Below are 8,668 nucleotides of genomic sequence, written 5' to 3'. Positions count from 1 at the left end.
TACTTTTTAAGTTTTCGGTGCCAGCTATAACAGGAATGATTGTAAATGCTTTATATAACATTGTAGACCGAATGTATATAGGACATATTAAAGGGGTAGGAACCGATGCACTTTCTGGACTGGCAATCACATTTCCTATATCAGTTATTATAATGGCTTTTGGAATGCTTGTAGGTATAGGGGCTAGTGCAGTAATATCAATAAGACTGGGAGAAAAAAATAAGGATGCAGCAGATAATATATTGGGAAATGCAGTTATACTCATAACAATAATATCATTAGTACTTGGCTTATTTGGAGTTTTGTTTTTGGATAAACTTTTAATATTATTCGGGGCAAGCGGAAATAATATACCCTATGCAAAAACATATATACAAATCATACTTATAGGAGCTGTTTTTCAAAATATAGGATTTGGTATTAATAACATAATTAGGGCTGAGGGTAATCCCAAAATGGCAATGTTTACAATGATATTTGGTGCAATTATTAATATTATTTTAGATCCAATATTCATATTCGTCTTTAATATGGGGATTCAAGGGGCTGCAATAGCAACTATAATCTCTCAAGTTTTCAATACTCTATGGGTGTTGAAATATTTTACATTTAAAAATAGTGGAAGCATACTCAAAATAAAGAAAGCCAATTTGAAGATTGATACACATATTATAAAGGATATTTTTGCCATTGGCATAGCACCTTTTTCTATGCAGATTGCATCAAGTCTCGTAGCTATTTTATATAATAAGGGTCTTGGCACTTATGGAGGGGATCGCGCAATAGCCGCTATGGGAATATTAAACAGCATATCGATGCTTATTTTTATGCCTATATTTGGTATTAGTCAAGCAACTCAGCCTATAATTGGATATAATTATGGGGCAAAATTGTATCCAAGAGTTCTAAAAGTTTTAAAGCTTGCCATAATTTATGCAACTTATATTTCTATAATTGGATTTATCGGTGTACAATTATTTGCTAAACCGCTTATTGGCGCATTTGTTGGTAATAAGCCAGAATTAATAAATCTGGGTGCACGTGGACTTAGAATTGATTTAATAGTTTTACCTATACTAGGATTTCAAATAATAGGAGCAAGCTATTTTCAAGCAATAAATGAAGCGAAAACCTCAATGCTTTTGAGTATATTAAGACAAGTAATAGTGCTAATTCCACTTATTCTTATACTCCCATTATTTTACAAATTAGATGGACTTTGGTTTTCACAACCTTGTGCAGATGTGATTTCAACAGCACTAACCTCATTTTTTCTTTTTAAAAGCATTAAAAAACTTAAATCTTATTGATTAAAGAGTAGTAGGCAAAGAACAATTCTAAACTACTGCGCTGTCACAACTTATATTTTCTAAGGGATTTTCAAGCGTTTCTGATTCATATTCCTTGCATAATAATGCTCTAATATAACCTCGATCATTAGCGGTTGATTCTATATAGAAGCTACTTCTATAATAAAATCTAATAAGTGAAGACATTTTGGATGAAGTATGAAGATATAAGTTCGTAATTCCGAGTTCTATCATTAAGTTATCAACTTCGTTCATTAATATTTTACCAATACCATTTTTTTGATATAGTGATGAAACACCAAATCTACTTAGATAAGCAGTATTATCTGGTCTGATTGCAATACGTACACTACCAATAACTTTTTTCTTATATAGAGCTACAAAAACATGAGTAGTTTCTATAGCATTTTTTATATCTTGATAGGATTCTACAAGAGGTTTGGTCAATGCTGTAATTCCTGCATTTTCGGTATATATTCTAAAAGATATCCTTGCGAGTTTTCGTATTGCTTCAATGTCACTGGTAATCGCTTTTCTAATTATAAAATTTTTCTTGCCCATTAATTTAACTACCTCCAATATCATATTATTATGTGAGTTATTATATACAAATGTATTTCGTTAAGAAATTGTTAAAGCAACTTCCTAAAAGATGTTGTTCATCTTCGAGGAAGATGCATTATTAACTGATTCAGAAGAACTATTTTATTGAATGTCCTTTAAAGAAGTTTTAAGGTGCCATGGAAATAATCTCGAGTCCTGTAGTTTCACCAAAGCCAAACATAAGATTCATATTTTGTACTGCCTGACCAGCGGCTCCTTTTATTAAATTATCTATAGCAGATACTAAAATTACTCTATTTGTACGTTTATCTACTTTTAGCCCTATATGACATAAATTAGAACCTCTTACCCATCTAGTTTCAGGTAATCCATTAAGTATTTTTATAAAATATTCATTTTTATAGAAATCTTTATATAAAGACAGAAGATCCTCTGTAGTTACGTCTTTTTTTAATGAAGCATAACAGGTTGATAAAATCCCACGATTCATTGGTACTAAATGAGGCGTAAAAGTTATCATTACGTTATCTCCTGAAACTTTGCTTAGTTCTTGCTCAATTTCTGGGGTATGTCTATGACTAGCGATTGCATAAGCTTTAATTGATTCATTGCATTCTGTAAAAAGAGAACCAATGTTTGCAGATCTACCAGCCCCTGATACTCCGGATTTAGCATCAACTATGATGGAGTTTATATCAATTAAGTTGTTTTTTAGAAGTGGAGTAAGTGCTAATATAGTAGCTGTTGGAAAACAACCTGGGTTAGCTAATAAGTTGCACTTCTTAATAGATTCTCTATTTAATTCAGTAAGACCATAAACAGCACTCGTTAGAAGTCCAGAGCTTTCATGTTTAACTCCATACCACTGCTCATATTCATCCTTAGATTTAAGTCTAAAATCCGCACCTAAGTCGATTACTTTTACTCCAAGCGATAATGCTTTTTCAGTTATTTTAAAGGATTTTCCGTGCGGCATAGCAATGAAAAGAACATTTATATTTGATAGCTTACTTATAGCCGTATCAATATTAACGCAGATATCTTCTATATAACCATTGTAATTATTATAAATTTCATTATAAGGAATGTCTGCATAATTATGAGAAGAATAAAAATCTACTTTAACATTGGGATGCTTGTATAAAAACCATGCTAATTGTTCGCCTGCATAGCCGGTAGCACCGATTATTCCAGCTTTTATCATAATATCACCTCGTTATTAAATTTAGTTATAACAAGAATTATACAATAAAACAACTAAAAAATCAATAAAATGTTGAATAATATATTGAATAATTATTCAAAAAAGAAAAAAAATCAATATTTATTTGCATATTTATTCAAAATGGTGTATAATTATTCAAATAGGTTTAAAATAAATGAAAATTAATAAGAGTTAAATACTAAGTTGGAGGTTATAATGACAATGAATAGTAATTTAAATATAAAAGATCTTTTACAAATCAATAAGTATGAGGGTAAAACCTTTGTTATAAAATATGGCGGAAGTATAATGGGCAATGATGCAGCTACAGCGGCATTTGTGGAAGATGTGGCACTTATGACTAAGGTAGGTATTAAGGTAGTTATAATACACGGTGGTGGTCCTGAAATTAATAAGTGGATTGAAAAAACTGGTGGTGAAAACAAATTTGTAAAAGGACTTAGAGTTACAGACAGTGAAACTATGGAAATTGTAGAAATGGTATTATCGGGAAATATTAACAAAAAATTATCATCGAGCTTAAGTATGAGAGGATTAAATGCTATAGGTATAAGTGGTAAAGATAGCAATTTAATTGGAGCCAAAAAGAAGTTTGTTAATGAAAAGAATCAAAAGCTTGATATAGGCTTCGTTGGTGAGGTTGTTAATGTTAATACAAAGATATTGATTAATTTACTTAAAAGTAACTATATCCCAGTTATTTCTCCAATAGGTACTGGCGCAGAAGGAAATAGTTACAATATAAATGCAGATTATGCTGCTGCATTTATAAGTGGTGTGCTAAAAGCAGAAAAATTCCTGATTATGACAGATGTAGACGGAGTATACACGGATATAACTGATCCATCAACGCTTTTGTCATCAATCACAGTAGAGGAAACTAAAGAATTTATAGATAGTGGTGTCGTTTATGGGGGCATGATTCCAAAGTTAGAATGTTGCGTAGCTGCAATTAATAAAGGTGCTAAAAATGTTCATCTGGTAGATGGGAGAGAAAAACATAGTTTGTTATTAAATATAATTAAAAATTGCGGAACGAAAATTATAATAGAGAAAGGGGTAAATTAATAATGAAAAATAGTATAATGAACACCTACGGAAGATATGATGTTACTTTTGAAAAAGGAATTGGATGTAAGATTTTTGATACAACTGGACGTGAATATTTGGATTTTGTTTCTGGAGTTGCGGTAAATTGCCTTGGTCATAGCCATCCTGCTATAATAAACGCGATAAAAGAGCAAAGTAGTAAGCTTATTCATAGCTCAAATTACTATTGGAATCCTACCCACACACTACTTGCAGAAAAATTAATAGAAAATTGTGATCATGACAAGGTTTTCTTTTGTAATAGTGGTACTGAAGCTGTTGAGGCAGCACTCAAGATAGCAAGAAAATATGGAACATTGAAAGATACAAAAGATAAAAATGTATTCATATATATGGACAATTCTTTTCATGGTAGAACAATGGGTGCGCTTTCTGTTACAGGGCAAGAAAAATATCAAAGGGATTTTCGTCCTTTAATTGAAGGCACACGAAAAGTGAACTTAAATGATATTTCTGATTTGAAAATGAATTTTGATGAAAAAGTATGCGGCATAATAATAGAACCAATTCAAGGAGAAGGCGGAATAAGTGCAGCAAGTGTAGAATTTTTAGAGGCGGCAAGAAGTCTGTGTGATAAATACGATGCTCTATTAATTTTTGATGAAGTACAATGTGGAATGGGACGTCTTGGAAGTCTTTTTGCTTATAAGAAATTTTCAGTTGTTCCTGACGTAATTTGCATCGCGAAGGCACTTGGTGGTGGATTTCCAATTGGAGCAACTATTACTAATGTAAAAGCTTCTACTGCTTTCGTTCCCGGTGATCATGGAAGTACATTTGGCGGCAATCCTCTTGGATGTGCAGTTGGTGTCGCAGTTTTAACTGAACTTGTAGATGGCGGAGTTATAAATGAAATTGACGATAAAAGCATGTATTTAAAGGAAAAGCTATTTAAACTTAAGGAGAAATATGGCATAATAGATGAAATAAGAGGTATGGGTCTATTAATAGGTATAAAAATAAAAACCGATACAAAGAAATTCTGTAAAGCGTGTTTTGATAAGGAACTACTTGTGATTGCAGCTGGAGATAATGTGGTAAGATTACTTCCTCCACTAAATGTAACAAAGATCGAGATTGATCAGGCTTTAGATATTATTGATGTAGTAATGTCTGAAATGGCCGTTTAAAATTCAGATCTGATAGTGTAATTACAAATCTAAAACAATTTGGTTATAAGTGAAGATAATCTGAAAAGAATAGAAATATTGAAATATTAAAAGGGATTCCCAAGTAGGGGAATCCCTTAAATCATATCTAGACTAACAATTCCAGTGGAATCTTCACTTTCAGTTAATCGTAAGAATCATAGTAGAAAAAATATTATAAATTATATTGACAATTTCAAAAATTCACCATATAATAGTAAAAAGCAGAAAAATCAATGAGTAAGAAGAGTAAATTTGTTTGACAATTACAGCGATTCAGGAATAGTGTGAGCCTGATATTTTAGAACATTTTGAATGGACTTACGAGAGGGAACCGAAATTAATAGTAGGGGACACGGATTCCACCGTTATATGGATATGATATCGGAGTTATTCCTGTATTGGAGAGATGCCTTTGTTTTTACAAGGGTAAGTTGAGGTGGTACCGCGAGTATATTCGCCCTCTATGTGTTTACAGCACGTAGAGGGCTTTTGTTTTTTGAATTAAAAAAGAGATAGAATTTAAACTATCTAAATAAAAAAGGGGGATTTATTATGGAAAAGAATAAGGGTTATTTTGGACAATTTGGAGGGGCATTTGTTCCAGAGCCATTACAAAAGGTTTTAAAAGATGTTGAGGAGTCGTTTTATCAATGTATTGTTGACGAGGAGTTTCTGAAGGAACTTGCTTATTATCAAAAGCAATATATAGGTAGGGAAAATCCACTATATTATGCAGAGAAGTTAAGTGAAAAAAATGATGGAGCAAAAATATATCTTAAGAGAGAAGATCTAAACCATACTGGGGCTCATAAAATAAATAACGCTATAGGTCAAGCACTACTTGCAAAACAAATGGGCAAGAAGAGGATAATAGCGGAGACAGGAGCAGGTCAGCATGGTGTTGCAACAGCCACAGTTTGTGCATTGTTTGGAATGGATTGTACAATATATATGGGAGAGGTTGATACAAAAAGACAGGCGCTCAATGTTTTTAGAATGGAGCTTTTAGGAGCAAAGGTTGTAACTGTAACAACAGGAACTGCAACATTAAAGGATGCTGTTGACGAGGCTTTAAATGATTTTGTGAAAAATGCAAGTGATACTTACTATCTTTTAGGCTCAGCAGTAGGTCCACATCCATATCCTACTATGGTTAGAGAGTTTCAAAGTATCATAGGAATTGAAGCGAGAAGACAAATTTTAGAATCTGAGGGCAGACTTCCAGATTATTTAGTAGCATGTGTAGGTGGTGGTAGTAATGCTATTGGATTATTTCACCCATTCTTTGATGATGTGGATGTAAAAATGGTTGGCGTTGAACCAGCAGGTAAGGGCCTTGATACTAATGATCATGCTGCTTCTATGACAAAAGGTACAATAGGTATTATTCATGGGTTTAAATGCTATAACATCCAAGATGAAAATGGAGAGCCACTTCCTGTTTATTCAGTAGCAGCAGGTCTTGACTATCCTGGTGTAGGCCCAGAGCACTGTAATTATAAAGAAACAGGACGAGCAGAATATGTATCTGTAACAGATAAGGAAGCAATTGCAGCATTGGTAGAGCTTTCAGGAGTTGAAGGGATCATTCCTGCTATTGAAAGTGCACATGCAATTGCATATGGTATAAAGTTAGCAGCATCACTTCCAAAAGATAAAATTATAATAATAAATCTTTCAGGAAGAGGAGATAAAGATGTTGAGCAGGTAAAAGAAATGCTTGCGGAGGGAATGATTTTAAGTCCTTTGTAATCTATATAAGATATTTTTAATGATAAGGGATATTCAAGTAAATAATAACAGTATAAAAAGCCACCGTTGTAATGGTGGCTTTTATGCGCACAGTGCAATAAAACATCATAAAATGACTAATCTTAATATATTGATATAAATAGGAATATTTTGATATTTGATTCATAGTAATATATTTGGATATTAGCATAAGTATCAATATAAAAGTTAGATTATAATGATATAAATGGATTTTATAATGTTATTTATTTATACAATGAATTTAAAATAGAAAGGAATGAAATGAAAATGAGAAGTGATTTAGTAAAAAAAGGTATCGGGCAGGCTCCTCATAGATCTTTGCTTAATGCACTGGGGATGACAGAGGAAGAAGTTAAAAGACCACTAATAGGCATTGTTAGCTCCTATAATGAAATTGTGCCAGGACATATGAACTTAGACAAAATAGTAGACGCAGTGAGAATTGGCGTTGCTATGGCAGGGGGAACTCCTATAGTATTCCCAGCCATAGCAGTATGTGATGGTATTGCCATGGGGCATCAAGGAATGAAATATTCCCTTGCAACTAGGGAGTTAATCGCAGACTCTACAGAAGCAATGGCAATGGCCCATGCATTCGACGCACTTGTAATGGTACCAAACTGTGATAAAAACGTACCAGGGCTTTTGATGGCAGCAGCAAGAGTTAACATTCCAACAATATTTGTAAGTGGGGGGCCAATGCTTGCAGGAAGAGTCGGCGGAAAGAAAACAAGCCTATCCTCAGTGTTTGAAGCAGTTGGTGCACATGCAGCATGCAAAATGTCATTGGAAGATGTACAAGAATACGAAACGAAAGCTTGTCCTACTTGTGGGTCATGCTCAGGTATGTTTACGGCTAATAGTATGAACTGCCTAACAGAAGCTCTAGGAATGGGACTTAAAGGCAACGGAACTATACCTGCTGTATATTCAGCAAGAATAAGGCTAGCAAAGCATGCGGGTATGCAAATCATGGATCTACTAAAAAAAGACATTAAACCTAGAGACATTATGACAAAGGATGCATTTATGAACGCATTGACCATAGATATGGCACTAGGTTGTAGCACAAACAGTATGCTTCACTTACCAGCAATTGCTCACGAAGTAGGCCTAGACCTTAATCTTGAAATTGCAAATGACATTAGTGCAAAGACCCCAAACCTTTGCCATCTTGCACCAGCGGGTGATTCATTTATGGAAGACCTTGATGAAGCAGGAGGTGTATACGCTGTTATGAATGAGCTTGACAAAAAGGGCCTACTCAAAACAGATATAATTACATGCACAGGAAAAACAGTATCAGAAAATATTAAAGGCTGCAACAATACAAATAACGATATTATTAGGCCAATTGAAAATCCATACAGTGAGACAGGTGGAATAGCAGTGCTCAAAGGGAATTTGGCACCAGACTCTTGCGTTGTAAAACGTTCTGCAGTTGTAGCAGAGATGATGAAGCACCAAGGACCTGCAAGAGTATTTGACTGCGAAGAAGATGCAAATACGGCAATTATGAGCGGTGAAATAATAGC

7 protein-coding genes and 1 other annotated feature are annotated in these 8,668 nt (G+C 33.7%); of the genes, 5 read left to right on the top strand and 2 right to left on the bottom strand.

Translation table 11 applies throughout. From position 1 onward, the window contains the following. Positions 1-1,310 (top strand): MATE family efflux transporter (locus JJE11_RS09500; protein WP_291634924.1); only part of this gene is annotated, 1,310 nt, incomplete at its 5' end. 27 nt (positions 1,311-1,337) lie between these two features. Here the strand turns inward: JJE11_RS09500 and JJE11_RS09495 are convergent. After that, positions 1,338-1,871, bottom strand: coding sequence for a GNAT family N-acetyltransferase (locus tag JJE11_RS09495; protein WP_291634921.1), 534 nt, complete (start codon positions 1,869-1,871; stop codon positions 1,338-1,340). Positions 1,872-2,040: 169 nt separating this feature from the next. Continuing rightward, positions 2,041-3,078: an N-acetyl-gamma-glutamyl-phosphate reductase gene (gene argC / locus JJE11_RS09490; RefSeq protein ID WP_291634919.1), complete on the bottom strand. Its 1,038-nt coding sequence runs from the start codon at positions 3,076-3,078 to the stop codon at positions 2,041-2,043. A 222-nt stretch (positions 3,079-3,300) separates the two neighbouring features. Between argC and argB the strand changes: the two genes are divergently transcribed. The 4 genes from argB to JJE11_RS09470 form a co-directional block, all read left to right on the top strand. Beyond that, positions 3,301-4,167: an acetylglutamate kinase gene (gene argB / locus JJE11_RS09485; RefSeq protein ID WP_291634929.1), complete on the top strand. Its 867-nt coding sequence runs from the start codon at positions 3,301-3,303 to the stop codon at positions 4,165-4,167. Further along, positions 4,167-5,339: an aspartate aminotransferase family protein gene (locus tag JJE11_RS09480; RefSeq protein ID WP_291634928.1), complete on the top strand. Its 1,173-nt coding sequence runs from the start codon at positions 4,167-4,169 to the stop codon at positions 5,337-5,339. The genes argB and JJE11_RS09480 overlap by 1 nt, the downstream gene beginning before the upstream one ends. A 245-nt stretch (positions 5,340-5,584) precedes the next feature. Continuing rightward, positions 5,585-5,825 (top strand) — a binding site (T-box leader). A gap of 87 nt (positions 5,826-5,912) precedes the next feature. Further along, positions 5,913-7,112: a tryptophan synthase subunit beta gene (gene trpB / locus JJE11_RS09475; RefSeq protein WP_291634917.1), complete on the top strand. Its 1,200-nt coding sequence runs from the start codon at positions 5,913-5,915 to the stop codon at positions 7,110-7,112. 288 nt (positions 7,113-7,400) lie between these two features. Then, the coding region (locus tag JJE11_RS09470; protein ID WP_291634926.1) for a dihydroxy-acid dehydratase at positions 7,401-8,668 on the top strand (1,268 nt) is incomplete at its 3' end.

The sequence above is a fragment of the Clostridium sp. genome (genome assembly GCF_016650095.1).
Classification (GTDB): domain Bacteria; phylum Bacillota; class Clostridia; order Clostridiales; family Clostridiaceae; genus Clostridium_AD.
The sequence above is the reverse complement of the archived record's forward strand: the minus strand, read 5'-3'. Positions and strand labels throughout refer to the sequence as shown.